Annotated in this window: 16 protein-coding genes and 1 other RNA gene; 5 read left to right on the top strand and 12 right to left on the bottom strand. The window is 68.5% G+C overall.

The window, feature by feature from the left end; all coding sequences use genetic code 11:
* Entirely contained in the window at window positions 1–207 is a 207-nt protein-coding gene (locus K0817_RS08380) for a hypothetical protein (protein WP_219981654.1), read from the top strand.
* Between the two features lie 365 nt (window positions 208–572).
* Here the strand turns inward: K0817_RS08380 and K0817_RS08375 are convergent, their stop codons facing one another.
* Both K0817_RS08375 and ssrA read right to left on the bottom strand, forming a co-directional pair.
* Window positions 573–1163: a hypothetical protein gene (locus tag K0817_RS08375; protein ID WP_219981024.1), complete on the bottom strand. Its 591-nt coding sequence runs from the start codon at window positions 1161–1163 to the stop codon at window positions 573–575.
* Between the two features lie 355 nt (window positions 1164–1518).
* Window positions 1519–1889, bottom strand: a transfer-messenger RNA (tmRNA) gene (gene ssrA / locus K0817_RS08370).
* Between the two features lie 145 nt (window positions 1890–2034).
* On the opposite strand from ssrA, the gene K0817_RS08365 reads away from it, so the two are divergent.
* Complete coding sequence (locus K0817_RS08365; RefSeq protein ID WP_219981023.1) at window positions 2035–2703, top strand: SIMPL domain-containing protein; 669 nt, start codon at window positions 2035–2037, stop codon at window positions 2701–2703.
* 9 nt (window positions 2704–2712) lie between these two features.
* Here K0817_RS08365 and smpB read toward each other — a convergent pair whose 3' ends face one another.
* From smpB to prfB, 4 genes are all read right to left on the bottom strand, one after another.
* Entirely contained in the window at window positions 2713–3189 is a 477-nt protein-coding gene (gene smpB / locus K0817_RS08360) for an SsrA-binding protein SmpB (protein ID WP_219981022.1), read from the bottom strand.
* Window positions 3190–3261: 72 nt separating this feature from the next.
* A complete protein-coding gene (ftsX, locus tag K0817_RS08355) occupies window positions 3262–4176 on the bottom strand; it encodes a permease-like cell division protein FtsX (RefSeq protein ID WP_219981021.1) in 915 nt (304 codons plus the stop codon).
* Entirely contained in the window at window positions 4173–5378 is a 1206-nt protein-coding gene (gene ftsE / locus K0817_RS08350) for a cell division ATP-binding protein FtsE (protein ID WP_219981020.1), read from the bottom strand. The genes ftsX and ftsE overlap by 4 nt, the downstream gene beginning before the upstream one ends.
* A gap of 100 nt (window positions 5379–5478) precedes the next feature.
* A complete protein-coding gene (prfB, locus tag K0817_RS08345; protein ID WP_219981019.1) occupies window positions 5479–6588 on the bottom strand; it encodes a peptide chain release factor 2 in 1110 nt (369 codons plus the stop codon).
* Between the two features lie 26 nt (window positions 6589–6614).
* Between prfB and K0817_RS08340 the strand changes: the two genes are divergently transcribed.
* Window positions 6615–7916 (top strand): MFS transporter, encoded by a 1302-nt coding sequence (locus tag K0817_RS08340; RefSeq protein ID WP_219981018.1) that lies wholly within the window; start codon window positions 6615–6617, stop codon window positions 7914–7916.
* Between the two features lie 18 nt (window positions 7917–7934).
* Here K0817_RS08340 and K0817_RS08335 read toward each other — a convergent pair whose 3' ends face one another.
* Window positions 7935–8951 carry a transcriptional regulator TrmB gene (locus tag K0817_RS08335; protein WP_253735264.1) on the bottom strand — a complete coding sequence of 339 codons (1017 nt, stop codon included), beginning with the start codon at window positions 8949–8951 and terminating at the stop codon, window positions 7935–7937.
* 76 nt (window positions 8952–9027) lie between these two features.
* Here K0817_RS08335 and K0817_RS08330 point away from each other — a divergent pair, with 76 nt between their 5' ends.
* Window positions 9028–12882, top strand: coding sequence for a S8 family serine peptidase (locus K0817_RS08330; protein WP_219981017.1), 3855 nt, complete (start codon window positions 9028–9030; stop codon window positions 12880–12882).
* Between the two features lie 164 nt (window positions 12883–13046).
* On the opposite strand, the gene K0817_RS08325 is transcribed toward K0817_RS08330, so the two are convergent.
* On the bottom strand, window positions 13047–13868 hold the full coding sequence (locus tag K0817_RS08325; protein WP_219981016.1) for a serine protein kinase RIO: 822 nt from the start codon (window positions 13866–13868) through the stop codon (window positions 13047–13049).
* Window positions 13869–14064: 196 nt separating this feature from the next.
* On the opposite strand from K0817_RS08325, the gene K0817_RS08320 reads away from it, so the two are divergent.
* Window positions 14065–14418 (top strand): hypothetical protein, encoded by a 354-nt coding sequence (locus K0817_RS08320; protein ID WP_219981015.1) that lies wholly within the window; start codon window positions 14065–14067, stop codon window positions 14416–14418.
* 32 nt (window positions 14419–14450) lie between these two features.
* On the opposite strand, the gene K0817_RS08315 is transcribed toward K0817_RS08320, so the two are convergent.
* The 4 genes from K0817_RS08315 to K0817_RS08300 are packed head-to-tail and all read right to left on the bottom strand — an operon-like array spanning window position 14451 to window position 15966.
* Entirely contained in the window at window positions 14451–14858 is a 408-nt protein-coding gene (locus K0817_RS08315) for a pilus assembly protein TadG-related protein (protein ID WP_308211895.1), read from the bottom strand.
* A gap of 29 nt (window positions 14859–14887) precedes the next feature.
* The gene (locus tag K0817_RS08310) at window positions 14888–15364 is read right to left on the bottom strand and encodes a TadE family protein (protein ID WP_219981014.1); all 477 of its coding nucleotides are present in this window, start codon (window positions 15362–15364) and stop codon (window positions 14888–14890) included.
* Window positions 15339–15749, bottom strand: a complete 411-nt coding sequence (locus tag K0817_RS08305; RefSeq protein ID WP_253735332.1) for a TadE/TadG family type IV pilus assembly protein — start codon at window positions 15747–15749, stop codon at window positions 15339–15341. Before K0817_RS08305 ends, K0817_RS08310 begins: the two co-directional genes overlap by 26 nt.
* A gap of 28 nt (window positions 15750–15777) precedes the next feature.
* Window positions 15778–15966 carry a hypothetical protein gene (locus tag K0817_RS08300; RefSeq protein WP_219981587.1) on the bottom strand — a complete coding sequence of 63 codons (189 nt, stop codon included), beginning with the start codon at window positions 15964–15966 and terminating at the stop codon, window positions 15778–15780.
* Window positions 15967–15999 lie beyond the last annotated feature (33 nt).

Raw genomic sequence — 15999 nt, 5'->3', positions numbered from 1 at the left:
GTGGGCGAAGCCCTCGACCGCGTGGCGCAAGCCATCGTGACTGCGGCGTCCGACGAAGACGCCATCGCTGCGATCGCGAAACTGCTCGACATCGAGGAGAAGGTGGCTGCGGACGCGATCTATCACTCCTCTCTCCGTGAACTTCGTCCGGCCAACGCCGAGCGACTGCTTCGTCGGGTCGAGCAGCACTCAAGTCAGCAGGAATAGAGGCGACGGCCTTGCCCCCTGATGGATCCGTCAGCGCGATTGCTCTTTCGGGCGGAGGAAGAGTGCGACGCCGAGAATGACCAAGCCGACGAGCGTCGACCACATTGCGATCGCCATCACTGTCGCGTCGGCCTAACGAGCATTTCGCACTGCGTAACTTCATTGCGCATCTCGCCAACCGCAGCCGTCCGTCGCGCTCGGCAAACCGTTCCAACCCGGGCGCCAGGACTAGCCCGCGACGTCGACGCGGCCATCGTCGCAAGACTTGGAGGCGCTGTCTAACTGTGGTGCGACAGCTGAGCGTCCAGTCCGAGCGCCGGTTGTCCAGCGAGCGATCAGATCTGCGAGTTGGACTGGCGGCGCTGTCAAGCGATGATGTCGGCGGTGATCGTGGTGTTGGGAAAGTCGCGTCGTAGGACCGCGAGACCAATTTCGGTCATCGTCGGTGCAGAGCGACCGTAGAGGTAGGCGCTGGTGCGGGTCTCGCGCAGCATCCATGACAACACGGCCCCGTTTCCTCGCAGCAGATCATGGATCCTTCCGAGCGAGTCGACGAAAGTCACGTGCGATGGCACGTCGTCATACATCGCGTCGATTGGCAGCGCGGGGCTCAGTCGAAGTGCGACACCTTCCGCGGTCCCAAAGTCGTGTCGCTCGCCAGCGAGCATGGCGTAGCTACCGCGCGGTACGTGGTAGCTGGACTCAAGAAAGCGTGTCAGCTCGGAAAGCACTGTGGCGGCGTCACCGGTCACCTCTACGCTGACGTCGCTGCGAATGACTTCGGCACGCTCATCGAGGACGGATCCTTCGTCCGTCAGACGGGATCCCGGTGCCACGCGTTTGAGAACCGCTTCGATCGGGTCAGCAAAGCAATAGCCCCTATGCACAGGTTGGAGTGCGGCGTTGAAGCACAAGTCAATGCGCGTGCGGGGTCGCGCCCAGAAAGGAAGTCGCATCGTTGCGCGCTCCGAGGTTCGAGTGTGAAGTCAGCCTGCTCACCCTACTGACCCGTGCGCGAAGCGCGGTCCCCGGAGGGCGCGGGGGTGACCCTGCTGCTCATCGCGCGAGAATCCGACGGCATCGAGCAAGACAGCAACGGGCATCCAGTCAGTCGCCGTAGCCCCCGATCGCTACGCACTGCGCCCATCGCCAGTGCGCTACTGGGCACGCCCCTTCTGTCGGGCTGCGGGAACGCTGGCTTCTCGTTGTCCACCGACGACGCCGCGCCCCTCGAAGGCGCACCCGACGCAAACGGAAGGGCCCGAGATCCACGCAATGACGCGGCTCTCGGGCCCTTCCCTGTGACAACGGCTGTGGAGATGGGGGGAATCGAACCCCCGTCCATCGCTGAGTAACTGCGGTTTCTCCGGGCGCAGTCTGTGCATGCGTTCTACTTGGCTCCGACCTTTGTCACAGACACCTAAGTCGACAAGCCCAGCCTGAAGAAAGTCCCGCGTGACGCTCAGGCGACGTCACACAGCAAGATTCCTAGATGACGCCAGGGACCGTGACGGAATCACACACGGACTGACGGACTCGGGCTCGCTACTTACGCAGCGAGGGCGAAGTCAGACTGCTTCTTTTCGGCAGTTATTGTTTTGCAGGGAGCGTTCACGAGATAACCCTGCATCCTCGGCCCGCTTCACGCAGATTCGCAGGCGATGTCGAAACCGATCATCCCCGTGATCCTCGATTGAGGACTGTTCCTTCTGCGAAGGGCCGCTGTCACACTGTGGAGTTTCCAAGACCGGATGCCGTGGCATCCGAGCACATCAGTCTATAACGGATGCCGCACCCCCGCCATTCCCGCCGCGTAGAGTCGGCGTCATGAACGACGTCGTCATCACCGTCCGCGGCGAGCACGAGACCCGCATCGCCCCCGAGCGCGCGATCGCGCACCTCACGATCAGAGTGGAAGGGCCAGAACGCGGCGTCGTCGTCGAGCGCATGGCCGCCTTCTCCGAGCCGGTACGAGACGATCTGGCATCCCGCAAATCCGACGGAACGGTCGCGGAATGGACGAGTCAGCGGGTCGCGGTCTGGTCGGAGCGGCCGTGGAACAACGAGGGCAAGCGCCTCGCACCCGTGCACTACGCGAGCGTGGACTTCTCCGTGACATTCACCGATTTCGCGGTGCTGTCGTGGTGGGCCGGCGAGGTCGCCGAACGCGACGGCGTACAGTTCGGGTGGATCGAGTGGCAGCTCACCCCCGAAACACGCGCGGCAACCGAGCGCAACGTCGCCACAGAGGCGGTAGGCGTCGCGGTGACGCGCGCGACGGCCTACGCGGGAGCGCTGGGTCTGTCGAATGTGACACCGCTGGAGATCGCCGACGTGGGCCTGCTCTCTCGCCAAGACCGGCCCGAGCCGGCGCCGCGTGCGCTCATGGCCAGGGCGTCGTTCGCCGCGGAAGCCGGCACCGCGCCGGCCGTGCAGCTGCAGCCGGAAGACATCGTCATCTCGGCGGCGGTCGAGGCCCGGTTCAGCGCCCGCTGAAGCGGCCTGCTACTCGCCGAGGCGATTGCGCGAGCGCATTGCGCGCTCGGCCTCGCGCTTGTCTTCGCGCTCGCGGATCGTCTGGCGCTTCTCGAACTCTCGCTTGCCCTTCGCGACCGCGATCTCGACCTTCGCCCGACCGTCCGAGAAGTACAGCTTCAATGGAACCAGGGTGTAGCCCCCGGCTGCCACTGCGTGCGAGAGCTTCACGATCTCGTCCTTGTGCAGCAGCAGCTTGCGGGTGCGCTTGGCCGAGTGGTTGGTCCAATGGCCCTGCGAGTACTCCGGGATGTGTACGGCGTCCAGGAACGCCTCGCCGCCGTCGATGTACGCGTACCCGTCGCTGAGGTTGGCGCGCCCTTCGCGAAGCGACTTCACCTCGGTGCCCGTGAGCACCAAGCCCGCCTCGTAGGTCTTCTCGATCGCGTACTCGTGGCGCGCGCGACGATTGGTCGCGACGACCTTCTCACCGCGTTCCTTGGGCATGACTGCTCCTCGATCCAGACCGCACCCGTCGCGCGGCAGCCTGTCAGTCTACATCGCGACGTGCGCGACGCGTCACGCGCGCAGCCAGCGCCGGATCGCGAAGCCCGCCGACAGCGCCGCCAGCGCGACCCCTACGAGGATCAGTGCGGGGACGACCAGCCAGGCCTCCCCCATGCCTACCCAGGTGGTCACGAACTCGACGCGGTTTCGCAGGTACTGGTCGACGCCGAAGTGCACTCCGGCGATGACGGCTGCGCTGGCCAGCAGCGAGCCGATCAAGGCTGCGAACACGCCCTCGAGGATGAACGGCGTCTGAATGAACCGGTTGGATGCTCCCACCAGGCGCATGATGCCGAGCTCTCGCCGACGCGCGTAGGCGGACAGCCGGATGGTGGTCGCGATCAGCAGAACCGCCGCGATGAGCATGAGCGCTGCGATGCCGACCGCTATGTAGGTCGCGATCGTGAGCGCCGAGAAGAGCGGCTCGAGGTACTGCAGCTCGTCGTTGACCTCTTCGACGCCCTGCATCCCCGTGAACGCCTCGCTGATGACATCGGATTGGCGATGGTCGACGAGGTTGATCCAGAACGTCTGGTTCATCTGGTCTGGCGTGATGACGCTGGCGTAGTCCTCGCCGAGCAGTTCGACGACGTTGTCGTAGGCCTCCTGGCTGCTCTCGAAGCGCAGGTCGCGGATGAGCGGCGACAGCGCTTCTCCCTCGAGCTGCTCGCGCACCGCCGTGACCTGCTCCTCGGTCGCCACGCCCGCCGCGCACGTGTCGGTCTGCGAGATCGACGTGCACATGAAGATCTGCACCTGGGCGCGGTCGGCCCAGTAATCCTGCATCTTGCCGATCTGCATCTGCATGAGGATCGCCGCGCCCACGAAAGTCAGCGACACGAAGGTGACCAGCACGACCGACACGACCATCGACAGGTTTCGCCGCAGGCCGGTGAAGGCCTCCGACATGATCAGGCCGAACCTCATGATGTCGGCCCCACTTCGTCGTCGGGATCGGTCTCGCCCAGACCCAGGCGGTCGGCGAGTCCCAGTTCGGCGACATCCATCTCGGCGAGGTCGGTGACCGGGATCGGCTGGGTGTGACCTGACGCGGGTGAGGGAGGGACGGATGCCGCGGCACCGGCCGACTCCGCAGGGAGCTCACCGCCGGGCTCGGGGTGCGGAGCCGACGCGGTCGGAGCCGACGCGGTCGGCGCAGACGGCGCAGAGGGCGCGGAGGCTGAGATGTCGGAGGGGGCGGGCTCGGGCGCAGCGTCGGACCGCGGCGGCTCCCCCGCGACGCTGGCTTCGGGCGTGGTTGTACGCGGGGCTGCGGCCAGGGCCGCGGCATCCGCCATCTCATCGTCGTCGGCATCCACGAGCGTGGGGTCCAGGCCCGCCGCCGCCGCGATCGCAGCTTCGCGCTGCACCTCGAGCACGGCCGTCAGGGCCGCCACTGCGGCGGCACCGCGTTCGGGTACGGGCGCGAGGCTCGGCAGGCCGGAGGTGTCGCCGTAGCCGCCGTGGCGCTCGTCGCGCACCATCTCTCCGAAGCTCAGCTCGATCACGCGACGCTGCATCTGGTCGACGAAGCCGGCCTCGTGGGTGGCCATCACGACCGTTGTGCCACCGGCGTTGATGCGGGCGAGAAGCTGCATGATGTCGACCGAGGTGCCGGGGTCGAGGTTTCCCGTGGGCTCATCGGCGAGCAGCACCTGCGGGCGGTTCGCCAGCGCCCGTGCGATCGCGACCCGCTGCTGCTCACCGCCAGACAGCTCGTGCGGGAACCGCTTCTCTTTGCCCGCGAGGCCCACGAGGGCGAGCACTTCGGGAACCGCCTGCTGGATGAACGCCCGCGACGACCCGATCACCTGCAGCGTGAAGGCGACGTTCTGGAACACCGTCTTGGTCGGCAGCAAGCGGAAGTCCTGGAAGACGGCGCCGACGTGCCGGCGGAAGTAGGGCACCTTGCGGTTCGACAACGTGCGCAGGTCACGCCCGAGCACCACGACGCGGCCTTCGGACGGGGTCTCCTCCCGCAGGATCAGTCGCAGGCAGGATGACTTGCCCGAGCCGGACGCACCGACGAGGAACACGAACTCCCCGCGCTGCACCTCGAAGTCCACGTTGTTCAGGGCGGGCTTCGCGGTGCCGCGAAAGCGCTTCGTGACGTTCTCGAACCGGATCATGGCCTAACGAGCCTAAGCGGATGCCTCGTCGCGCCGTTGCGCGACACCCTGGGGCGCGGCATCCGTGTCGTTCGTCGGACGGGCGCGTCGACGGGGAGCGTCAGTCGTCGATCTTGCGCTTGCGCCAACGGATGCCGGCGGCGATCAGGCCATCGAGGTCGCCGTCGAACACGACGGCGGGGTTGCCGACCTCGTATCCGGTGCGCAGGTCTTTCACGAGCTGCTGTCCGTAGAGGAAGTACGAGCGCATCTGGTCGCCCCAGCTCGCGGTGATCACGCCGGCGAGCTCCTTCTTCTTGGCCGCCTCTTCTTCTCTCTTGAGCAGGAGGAGACGGGTCTGAAGCACCCGCATCGCGGCGGCGCGGTTCTGGATCTGCGACTTCTCGTTCTGCATCGACACGACGATGCCCGTCGGAAGATGCGTGAGACGCACAGCCGAGTCGGTCGTGTTGACGGACTGGCCGCCGGGGCCCGAGGAGCGGAAGACGTCGACGCGGAGGTCACCCTCGGGGATGTCGACCTCGACGGCCTCCTCCATCACGGGGATGACCTCGACGGCGGCGAAGCTCGTCTGGCGCTTGTCCGCCGAGCCGAACGGGCTGATGCGCGCGAGGCGGTGCGTGCCGGCTTCGACCGACAGGGTGCCGTATGCGTAGGGGGCGTCGACCTCGAACGTCGCCGACTTGATGCCTGCGCCCTCGGCGAAGGACGTGTCGAGGACCTTCACCGGGTACTTGTGGCGCTCGGCCCAGCGCAGGTACATGCGCATCAACATCTCGGCGAAGTCGGTGGCGTCATCCCCTCCTGCGCCCGAGCGGATCGTAACGACGGCTGACCGGTCGTCGTACTCGCCGTCCAGCAGGGTCTGAACCTCGAGCTGACCGATGATGTCCTCGAGCTCGGCGATCTCATGGCGGGCTTCTTCGGCCGCGTCTTCGTCATCCATCTCGTTCGCGAGCTCGACGAGTACATCGAGGTCGTCGAGGCGCCGCTCGACATCGGTGACGCGCTTGAGCTCGGTCTGGCGATGACTGAGGGCGCTGGTGACCTTCTGCGCCTTGTCGATGTCGTCCCACAGATTGGGAGCGCCGGCTTCTTCGCTCAGACGCGCGATCTCGGAGGTGAGTGCGTCGACGTCGACCACAGACTTGATGTCGGAGAAGGTGGAACGCAGCGCCTGGATGTCGGCGGAAGGATCGAAGTCGAGCATGACACTCCAGACTAACGTGGTTGACCATGGCCGATCGTCCGGACTCCCCCACGGCGCGCGATGTGCTGTGGCGATTCGGGCCGATGGTCTACGGGCCCACCGTGCTCTTCGCCCTCGGCGAGGGCGCCGTGTTGCCCATCATCCCGGTGATCGCGGCCGACCTGGGTGCCGACGTCGCCGTCGCGGCACTCGTGGCATCCGCGCTGGTGGTGGGCCAGCTGTGCGGCAACATCCCCGCCGGCTGGGCGGTCGCGCGCATCGGCGAACGCCTCACCATGGTGATCGCGGGGGTGGTCTCGCTGGCCGGCATCGTGGGGATGGCGCTGGCTCCGTCGCTCGGTGTGTTCGCCATCGCCGTCTTCCTCATCGGGTTCTGCGCCGCGGCGTTCGGGCTCGCGCGCCACTCGTTCATGACCACGCGGGTGCCGCTGGCGTTCCGGGCACGAGCCCTCTCGCTGCTGGGGGGCACCTTCCGTCTCGGCATGTTCGTCGGACCCTTCGTCGCGGCGGCGCTGATCGCGGTCTTCGGCGACGAGCACGTGACGATCTGGTTCTTCGGAGCGTGTCTCGTCGCGACCGTGCTGCTCGTACTGCTCGGACCCGACCCCGAGACGCGCTTCCGCCCGACGAGCGTGACACGGGCTGCCGACCAAGCGGCGCTCACCGAAGACACCGGTGAGCCGGTCACGGGCACGATCCCGGTGCCGTCGCAGCGGGCGCCACGAACGGGTGTGTTCCGCACCATGTGGCGCCATCGCGACGTGCTGTCGCGGCTCGGCCTGGCCGCGGCATCCCTCTCGGCCGTCCGCTCCGCACGGCAGGTCGTGCTCCCGCTGTGGGGCGTCTCGATCGGCCTGGACGCGCAGACGATCGCCCTGGTCGTCGGCATCTCGGGAGCGATCGACTTCGCACTGTTCTACGCGAGCGGCCAGGTCATGGATCGCTTCGGCCGGCTGTGGGCGGCGCTGCCCGCGATGCTGCTGATGGGCGCCGGGTTCATCGCGCTTTCGTTCACGCACGACAGCGGCGAAGCGGCGATGTGGTTCGCGATGTTCGCCGCCGTGCTCGGGGTCGGCAACGGCCTGTCGAGCGGCATCCTGCTCACCCTCGGAGCCGACGTCGCTCCGAGGACCGACCCCGCACCCTTCCTCGGGTCGTGGCGCACCTTGACCGACGCGGGAGGGGCCGTCTCTCCGCTGCTGGTGTCGGCCATCACGGCGGCCGCGTCGCTGGCCGTGGCAACCGGCGTCGTCGGCGCGATCGGACTGGTCGGCGCCCTCGCCTTCGTGCGGTGGGTGCCGCGGTTCGTGCCACGCACGCGGGCCTGACCCGCTCGCGAGTGCGGGTCATACCCACGCCCTGCGGACGGCCTCGGCGCCGAGTTGCATGCGCGTGGTCACACCTGCGACGTCCATGAGGTCGGCGACCCGGCGCTGGACGGTGCGCAATGAGATCCCGAGCTGCCCTGCCGCCGCGGCATCCGTCACCCCCATGAGCAGAAGGTGCAGCAGGTCGCGGTCGATGTCTTCGGCGACAGGACCGGCGGCCACGGGAAGGAACTCCATCGCGGCACGCCAGTACTCCTCGAAGATCGAGACGACGAGATCGAGCAGGCCACTGGGATGGATCAGCAGCGCGCCGAATCCGTCGTCCTCGTCCTGCGAGTGCATCGGTACGAGCGCCATCTGATCGTCGGCGATGAACATACGGGTCGGGAGCTTCGGAAGGACGCGGATCTCCTCCCCGATCTGCGACATGTCGCGCGCCGCGGCCAGGAAGCCGGGACGCTCGAGCACCGCGCTCTCGACGATCACGCGATAGCGCACACCACGGGCGAGAGCCCGATCCTCCTCGATGTTCTCCTCGCCGCTGAGCAGCGCGATCTCGTTCAGCACCAGCACCCGCACCTGCGCCGTCGACGCCGCCTGAAGCTGGGCGACGCGCTGCCTGACAGCGTCATCGCCGATCACCACGTCGACCACGTCGGCGACGCTGCGCTGCTCCGTCGAGCGGCGGTACAGGTCGTTCAGCTCGAGGAGAGCTTCGTGCGCACGGGTGATGCCGCGCTCGCGCTCGAGGAGCAAGGGACGCAGCGCGATGTTCGGAGGCGATGCGGTGAAGCGGTCGCTGTTCGCCGCCTGACGTGCGAGCAGTCCCAGACGCTCGAGCTCGTCGACGATCGGGCGCACGCGTGGCAACGACATGCTGAGGCTGCCGGCGATCTCGGCGGTCGAGGCTGCCGGCTGCTGCAGCACGCGCCGGTAGACGGCGGTGTGAGCTTCATCGAGTCCGAGTGCTTCGAGCACGGTGGCCTTCCCCATGCGTCCCATCGTCACCTGCCGCGCCTGGCGGATGGTGGCCATGGCATTTCTCCGCCACCACTTTAGGCCCGTAGGCCGCGATGCTCGTATCGACCCTTACCCCCAGAGAGGCTCACGCATGTCACGATCCCCCTCCATCGGCCGCCGCCTGCGCCCGATCGTCGCCGCCACGAGCGGTTTGGCGATCGGCATCGCAGGCCTCGGCATCGCCACGCTTCCGGCGACCGCCAACACAGACGTCGACGGTCCCCCCGCCCCCGCGGCGGTCGCCGGCGGTTCCCGCTCCGTCACTCTGATCACCGGCGATCGCGTGACGGTGACCGACCTGTCGGACGGCACGCACGCCGTCGACGTCGAGACGGCGGTGCCCGGCGCCGGGGTCCGGACCTACCAGGTGGGCGACGAGCTGCACGTCGTGCCCGACGCTGCACTGCCCTACCTGGCCTCGGGCGCGCTCGACCAGGATCTCTTCAACGTCTCACTGCTGATCGAGTACGGCTACGACGACGCGTCGGTGGACGCGACCCCGATCATTCTGGAACAGGATGCCGCCACCGCCCGCACCTTCTCGGCACCCGCGCCGGGTCTCGAGGTGCAGGCCGAACTGCCGAGCATCAGCGGCACCGCGGCGACTGTCGGCCACGCCGAAGCCGCATCGGCCTGGAACGCGCTGACCGCTCCGAGCGCTCGCTCATTCTCGGCCACCCCGTCCCTCGCCGACGGCATCGAGGCGATCCACCTCGACGGCAAGGTGAAGGCCGCGCTGGACGGGAGCGTCGAGTACATCGACGCCCCCGAGGCATGGGCGGACGGCCACACCGGTGACGGTGTGACGGTGGCGGTGCTCGACACCGGGTACGACGACACCCACCCTGATCTGCAGGGCCGCATCCTCGACGGCTCCCAGAGCTTCGTTCCCGGCGAGGAGGTCGCCGACGACCCCAACGGTCACGGCACGCATGTCGCCTCCACCGTGGCGGGCACCGGCGCCGCCTCGGACGGCACCCACCGTGGCGTGGCAGACGGCGCCGATCTGCTCATCGGCAAGGTCCTGGGTGCAGACGGCTACGGGCAGGACTCGTGGATCATCGAGGCGATGGAGTGGGCCGGTCAGAATGCCCCGATCGTGTCGATGAGCCTCGGGTCGATGTCGCCGTCCGACGGCAAGGATCTCATGGCCGAGTCGCTCAACCAGATCGCCGAGTCCACCGGCGCGCTGTTCGTGGTGGCGGCCGGAAACGCCGGTTCGCCCGAGTCCATCGGCGCCCCGGGTTCGGCCGCACAGGCCTTCACGGTCGGCTCGGTGGACGACCCGTCAGGTGCGCTGTCGTACTTCACGAGCCAGGGCCCGCTCTCGCGCTCCGGTGCGCTGAAGCCGGATGTGACCGGCCCCGGCAACGATGTCACGGCGGCGCGTTCCGCCGACAGCGGCGGCGACGGCGCCTACATCGCGATGAGCGGCACGTCGATGGCGACGCCGCACGTCGCCGGCGCCGCCGCGATCCTGCTCGGCGCCAATCCGGACTACACGACCGGGCAGTTGAAGGCCGCCCTGGCCAGTACCGCCAACGACCTGGGCTACGCCCCGTACCAGGGCGGCACCGGGGTCATCGACGTGGATGCCGCTCTCGAGGCGCCGGTCGTGGCATCCGGTTCCGGCGACTTCGGCATGCTGATGTGGGGCGATGAGCCGACCCCGGTCGAGCGCACCGTCGAATACACCAACCGCACGGACGCCGACATCACCGTCGCCCTCACCGCGACGCTCACCGACACCACGCCGGGAGGCGAAACGGCTCCCGGGCCGCTTTCGACGGGTATCGCGTTCGACGCACTGACGCTCGGCACAGACACCCTCACCGTGCCGGCCGGCGGAGCCGCGTCGGTCACCATGACCGTGGATCCGGCCAAGGTCCCCGCGGGCACGCAGCTGTCGGGCGCGCTCGTCGGATCGGTGGACGGCGAGGCCGTCACGCGCACGGCACTCGGCACGATCGCCGAGGCGGAACGCTACGACCTCACGATCACGGCGACGGATTTCGAGGGCAACCCAGTGAGCGCATACGCGATGCTGTGGGATGCCGCGGCCCAGTGGGCCGAGCCGGTCCTCGTCGAAGGCGAGACGACGCTGCGCCTTCGGAAGGGTGACTACTCCGTCATGTCCTACATGGACGTCGACCGCACGCCCGACACGGTCGCGATGGTGCTGACGGGTGACCCCAAGCTCTCGCTGACGCAGGATTCGTCGGTCGCGCTGGACGCTCGTGCCGCGAAGCAGATCACGGTGGATGTGGGGCGCGACGACCTCGAGCAGGTCTTCGGCCGCATGGACTTCCGGGCCGACGGGTTCACCGCGAGCGCGATGGTGCCCGTGCTCGTCGACGAGCTGTGGGCCCAGCCCATGAAGGTCGACGACGCCGAGTTCGACTTCACGACGCGCTGGCGCCTGTGGGAGCCAATGCTCACCGTGAAGGCCGGGAAGACGCCTCTGGACATCGTGCTGCAGGTCGGCTCGACCTTCCTCAACGGCAAGATCAAGACTGCGGCCGTGAACGCCGAGCAGGGAAGCGTCGAAGATTTCGCCGCCGCCGGCGTCCAGGGCAAGGTCGCCGTCGTGACCCGCTCCGACACTGTGACGCCCGGTCAGGCAGCGGCCAACGCGGCAGCGGCCGGCGCGAAGCTGCTCATCCTCGTCAACGACGGCGACGGCGAACTCAGCACGTGGGTGGGCTCGGACGACTTCGAGTCGGACGCACCCATCGCGGTCGCCGGCGTGAGCGGCGTCGAGGGCCGCGAACTGCTCGCGGACATCGCGCGCAAGAAGGTCACCGTGACCGCGGTGGGCGACGAGTACGCCGACGTGGTCTACGACATCGCGCGCTACAGCGACGGCGAGATCCCGCAGGACCTGGCCTACGCGCCCGAGAACCTGACGCGCATCGACACCAGGTACCACGGTCAGAACGAGCTCGTCGGTGAGTTCCGATACGACTTCGTGCCGGGTGCCGAATACGGCGCCGGCTTCGCGATGCGCGCTGAGCGCGGCGTCGTGCGCGAGGAGTGGGTGAACACCGACGACCTGCGATGGAACCAGGGTGTGGGCGTGGACTCCGTCCGGTGGGAGATGCGCGACATCCTCCGCACGTACGAGCCCGGGCAGGAGCTCGAGGTGGAGTATTTCGGCGGGATCGTGCGTCCCTACGTCGGCCCTGGGTTCTGGGTGCCGCACCGCGTGTCGGACTACGCGCAGATCAACGTCCCGAGCTGGGCGGACGGTGGCGACGCGATGCACACCGGCTCATTCGACACGTGGATGGAGCCGTCCACGGTTGAGCAGCTGACCGACATCTACATCGATGGCGAGCTGATCCGGCAGACCGAGAACCAGGGCGCGAACGTGTTCGACCTTCCCGACGGCGAGCAGGAGTGGCGAGTCGTCAGCACCGCGACGCACGACGGCGCGCACCTGGCGGGCTCGACGAAGACCGTCAGCGAGTGGACCTTCCGGTCGGCCGGCCAGCTCGGCGACTGGGACTACCGGCTCCTGCCGATGATCCAGGCGTACTACGACGTCGACGTCAACGCCGAGAATCTCGTGGGTGAGGGTCGACGCAAGGGCTCCGGCATCCCGCTGGATCTCGAACTCGGGCACGTCGCCGGTACGGCACCCGCAGGCGCGATCACGGCCGCCACGCTCGAGGCCCGGACGGCAGGCGGCGAGTGGGTGCCGGTGCCCCTCACGCCGGCCACCACGGACGCCCCGACCGGCCCGGTCGAGGGTGACGGCGACATCTTCGTGACTTCTCGCGCGTGGGTCAGCGGCTACGCCGCTGAGATCCCGGTGTCCGACAAGGGCGGCTGGGTGGACCTGCGCGTGACCGCGACGGATGCCGAGGGCAACACGTTCTCGCAAGAGATCGAGAAGGCGTTCCAGGCGACGCCCGTCAAGGGCGGCGGCAACGGCCGGGGCTGACCCGATCCAGAGTCCGGCAGGGGCTCCATCCGCTTCGGCGGGTGGAGCCCCTTCGCTGTTCGCCCTCCCCCGCCGACGCGAGATGTCGAACCGTCGCAAACGGCCGTGTCGCTGCAACCGGAGCGGCCGATTGCGACGTTTCGGCGCCAACTGCGGGGGCAGGGTCACCACATCGCGGCGACGAGGGTGGCGAACAGCTCCTCGGGGTCGTTGTCGAGGCCCCGGCGGCCGAACCACGTCGAGACGTTCACGACATCGCGGTGCATGAAGTCCATGCCCTGTGGGTTCGCCGCGACGTCCACGATCTGCGGCAGGTCGATCACGACGATGCGGCCATCGTGGTCGAGCAGGTTGTACGGCGACAGGTCGCCGTGCGCGAATCCTGCGCGCGCGAACAACGTGAGGATCTCGACGACTTGGCGGTACGCATCGGCGAGTTCGCCGCCGTGCCGCCGCGATTGCGCGAGCCGCGGTGCGGCCTGGCGTCCGTCGCCGATGAACTCCATGAGCACCTCGGTGTCGCTGACCTGCACGGGATAGGGCACCGGCACGCCCGACCGCCACGCCAGCGACAGCGCCGCGAACTCGCTCGCCGCCCAGTGCCCGGCGGCCACGAAGCGACCGTGGATGGATTTGCGGCCTACCGCTCGCGCGTCGCGCGTGTTGCGCATCACGCGGCCCTCCTCGTAGCTGCCGGAGCGGTGGAAGTCGCTGTGGTGCGTGCTTCGAAAGCGCTTGGCCGCGAGCAGCGTGCCGGACGTGCCGGGAACGGCGCGCTCGATCAGGTAGAGGTCGGCCTCCTTGCCGGTCTTGACGATGCCGAGTTCGGTGTCGAAGGCACCGGCAGCGGTGACGACCCAGTCGGGATGCGGGAGCGGTCCGCGTCGGGTGGGAGAGCACGCGGGCCACGTGGACCAGCGTTGATCGGGCCCCGGCTCGAGGAGCAGGGCGTCGGAAGGGAATGCGTCGAAGCGCAGAGATGACATCGGGGAAGACTCCAGTGACTGGAGGCCGCCGATCTCAGTGGGTGCGGGCGGCCTCGCGGGAAGGGGAACTGACGGGAGACATGGCAAAGACAGCCATCGTGTTCCTCCTTCCGGTCAGGGTGCGGCGCACCGGTGCGGCGTTCACTCTAGCGGCAGCCCGCTCCGGGGCACCAGGGATGGCGCTACCTTCGTGCACATGAGCGGATCGGACCCCAGCGGCGGTGGTGTCGTCCGGTTCTGTCGCAGCCGCAGCGCGGGACGTCGCTGCACGCGGCCGCTCGGGCACCCCGGTCTGCATCGCCACCGGACGATCATGTGGACGGATGCCTCGGCCGACCCGCCACGATGCCCTGGTTCCGGCGAGCCGGGCGAGCCCGCCGCGCAGCTTCCCGACGGCTACCCGCATGGCCGGGCGCTGTGCGCGGGCTGTCAGCAGTTCGTGCCTCTCGACACGGCCGGACGGCTCGCCGAACACGAGGCCAGCGACGACGCCGAGACGGATGCCGAGGCCGGCAGCCGCCGGGAGTGGTTCAACCTGCACGGCTGGTAGCGACCCGATCCGGCGATGCAGCGAGCCCCGTGTCAGCGCAAGGCCGTGCGGCTCGTGGCGGTCGCCTCGAGTGCGACGCCGTCGGGCACGAACAGCGTGATGACGGGCGGATGCCACGTACCCGCGACGGTCACTCGGGCCGAGACGCCGTCGGGGGTCTCCGCCGACACAAGCACTGCGCCGCCGCCGACCTCCGCGACCATGAGTTCCGCCTGCTCGTGCACCGCGGCATCGGTCAGGAGCGCGACCGGTGTGTCGTCGACGACGGTCACCTCGAAACCGTCCGCCGCGGCGAGCGCCGCGGCATCCGCCAGCGCATCCAGCCGCTTCTGCGAGAGGTACAGGCTGGTCGCCGCAACGCAGATCAGGATCGCGACCATCGCGAGCATCGCGTAGCCGAGCGTCAGGATCAGGATGCTGCCCTCGTCGTCTTCGTTCACCCGATCTCGGCGGGCGTCGCGCGGCGCCGTCACGACGAGCCCCAGAACCGCGACACCTTGTGGGCGGCTGTCCCTTCCACCGGGATCGATGCAATCTGGTCCAGGCCGAGAACCGGTGGGACCAGTGGCAGTGCCACGGTGCTGCGGACGGTGACGACCAGGGTCGCCCCTGCCGCGGGGCACGACACGCCCGCCGGCCGGCAGGCGATGTCGACGTCGACGTGGTCAAGCCCGTACTCCTCGCGCACGGAGGCGAGCACGCGCTCGGCGCGTGCGTCGGCATCCGACGCATCAGCTGCTGTCGAGATCGCCCTCGCGAGATGCCGTGCACCCGCCTCCACTCCGAGGGACTGCTGCTGAATCGACCCGAGCGCGACCACGAGGTAGACCAGCGGAACGAGCATCAGCAGGCCCACGAGGATGAACTCCAGCGCCGCCGACCCTCGATCGTCGGCGAGGTCCGCGGCACTGGCATCCCGTTCAGTCGAACGATTCGATGGGCGCATGGGCCGTCACCTCCATCGATCGCGGCGAGCCGAGCAGTCCGACCAGCGGCAGCGTCGTCGCGACGCGTACCTCCACGGACGGATGCCCGAGTTCGGTGGTCTCACGTACGCTCACGTCGGCGGCGTAGTCAGCGCCGACCGTCCGCGTGACGATCTCGCGCGTCCGGTCAGCCCCCTCGTCGAGCGACGTGTCTGCAAGCGCTGCATGGTAGGCGCCTTCGACCGCCGCGTCGTGGACGACGTTGCGCACGTACACGGCGAGACCGAACTGCAGCACCCCGAGCGTCAGCACGGTCAGGAGCGTGCCGACCAGCACGAACTCGACAGGGCTCGAACCCTCTTCGCCCGCACCCGCCGCCGCGAGCCGGGCACGGACGCCCCTCACAAGACGGGTACGGTTGCCGGGCACGGCCTCAGAAGCCCGATACCCGTTCGATGGCCTGCTCGAACAGCCCCGCGAGCGCCGGCCCCGCGAGTGCCCAGATCAGGACCACCAGCCCGGCCGTCATGAGCGTGATCAAGACCCAGCCCGGCACGTCGCCTCTGTCGTCGTCCACGAGGCCGCGCCCCGCGGCACGTACCCGCTCGATCGCGCGACGCATCCACATCGTGTTCATCTCTTTCTCCTTCCGACC

It is taken from the genome of Microbacterium sp. HD4P20 (genome assembly GCF_019449275.2).
GTDB lineage: Bacteria > Actinomycetota > Actinomycetes > Actinomycetales > Microbacteriaceae > Microbacterium.
Note: the sequence above shows the minus strand (reverse complement) of the source record. Positions and strands in the feature narration are given on the sequence as shown.

Excerpts from the sequence above, each read along its gene's own strand:
- K0817_RS08375 (WP_219981024.1), bottom strand. The coding sequence starts at position 1,163 with ATGCGACTTCCTTTCTGGGCGCGACCCCGCACGCGCATTGACTTGTGC.
- K0817_RS08365 (WP_219981023.1), top strand. The coding sequence starts at position 2,035 with ATGAACGACGTCGTCATCACCGTCCGCGGCGAGCACGAGACCCGCATC.
- smpB (WP_219981022.1), bottom strand. The coding sequence starts at position 3,189 with ATGCCCAAGGAACGCGGTGAGAAGGTCGTCGCGACCAATCGTCGCGCG.
- ftsX (WP_219981021.1), bottom strand. The coding sequence starts at position 4,176 with ATGAGGTTCGGCCTGATCATGTCGGAGGCCTTCACCGGCCTGCGGCGA.
- ftsE (WP_219981020.1), bottom strand. The coding sequence starts at position 5,378 with ATGATCCGGTTCGAGAACGTCACGAAGCGCTTTCGCGGCACCGCGAAG.
- prfB (WP_219981019.1), bottom strand. The coding sequence starts at position 6,588 with ATGCTCGACTTCGATCCTTCCGCCGACATCCAGGCGCTGCGTTCCACC.
- K0817_RS08340 (WP_219981018.1), top strand. The coding sequence starts at position 6,615 with ATGGCCGATCGTCCGGACTCCCCCACGGCGCGCGATGTGCTGTGGCGA.
- K0817_RS08335 (WP_253735264.1), bottom strand. The coding sequence starts at position 8,951 with ATGGCCACCATCCGCCAGGCGCGGCAGGTGACGATGGGACGCATGGGG.
- K0817_RS08330 (WP_219981017.1), top strand. The coding sequence starts at position 9,028 with ATGTCACGATCCCCCTCCATCGGCCGCCGCCTGCGCCCGATCGTCGCC.
- K0817_RS08325 (WP_219981016.1), bottom strand. The coding sequence starts at position 13,868 with ATGTCATCTCTGCGCTTCGACGCATTCCCTTCCGACGCCCTGCTCCTC.
- K0817_RS08320 (WP_219981015.1), top strand. The coding sequence starts at position 14,065 with ATGAGCGGATCGGACCCCAGCGGCGGTGGTGTCGTCCGGTTCTGTCGC.
- K0817_RS08310 (WP_219981014.1), bottom strand. The coding sequence starts at position 15,364 with ATGCGCCCATCGAATCGTTCGACTGAACGGGATGCCAGTGCCGCGGAC.
- K0817_RS08300 (WP_219981587.1), bottom strand. The coding sequence starts at position 15,966 with ATGCGTCGCGCGATCGAGCGGGTACGTGCCGCGGGGCGCGGCCTCGTG.